Origin of the sequence: Vibrio sp. Vb1026 (genome assembly GCF_033338745.1) — a bacterium.
In the GTDB taxonomy this organism is placed as follows: domain Bacteria; phylum Pseudomonadota; class Gammaproteobacteria; order Enterobacterales; family Vibrionaceae; genus Vibrio; species Vibrio alginolyticus.
On sequence record NZ_JAWOTH010000205.1, the window covers coordinates 1 to 1,041 of the forward strand.

The following is a 1,041-nucleotide window of genomic DNA, read 5'->3' on the forward strand; positions in this document are numbered from 1 at the left end:
ATTTGTGCCTGTACCGACACATCCAACGCTGATGTCGGTTCATCACAAATCAAAAGTCGAGGACGAGTTGCCAGGGCGCGCGCAATCGAAATACGCTGACGCTGACCACCAGAGAATTCATGAGGATATTTCACGCCAGCCATGCGACCCAAACCAACATGATCACGCAAATCATTCACGATTTGACGTGGTTCTGCTTCATTTTTGGTGAGGTTATGGAAACGAATTGGCTCGGCAATAATGTCTGCCACCTTCATACGAGGGTTCATAGACGTGTATGAGTTTTGGAACACCATCTGCATTTGACGTCGCATCGGACGACGCTCTTTTTCCGACTTCATCGCCGTGAGATCGATGCCTTCAAATTTCACTTGGCCAGAGTTTGGCTCATACAAACCAGCAATCACGCGCGCGATGGTCGACTTACCCGAACCTGACTCACCCACCAGACCAAACGTCTCACCTTCGTGCACCTCAAAACTCACATTGTTCGATGCCTGCGCGTACTCACGGCAGCTTTCAAACAAAGAGTCCTTAGTCACAAACCTTAGGTTGACGTTTTTCACATCCAACAACGGGCCAGTGTACTCACGCTGATCTTGGCTTTGACCCAGCCAGTGATTCTTAATGTCCAGCGACTTCATTTCTGTCGCTTCTTCGATGTAACTCACCAGAGGGAAACGATCGAGCTTTCTGTCTGAGCGAGGAACCGCCGAAATCAAGCTGCGCGTGTATGGATGATCTGGGTTACCCAACACTTTTGCCGTTGGCCCAAACTCAACAAGATCGCCACGGTACATCACCGCCACGCGGTCTGTAACGTTTGAAACCACCCCCATGTCGTGCGTAACCAACATACAACCAACATTGTTCTGGATACACAACTCACGGATAAGGTTCAGGATTTGGTCTTGGATTGATACGTCCAGTGCCGTGGTTGGCTCATCGGCGATGATCAGATCTGGCTCACCAGCCAAAGAGATCGCGATAACCACACGCTGACGCATACCACCAGAAAACTGGTGAGGATACTGTTTAAGA

Annotated in this window: 1 protein-coding gene; it reads right to left on the bottom strand. The window is 49.8% G+C overall.

Annotation, left to right across the window (positions count from 1 at the left end):
* Positions 1–1,041 (bottom strand): ABC transporter ATP-binding protein (locus tag R7E47_RS25325; protein WP_318085570.1); only part of this gene is annotated, 1,041 nt, incomplete at both ends.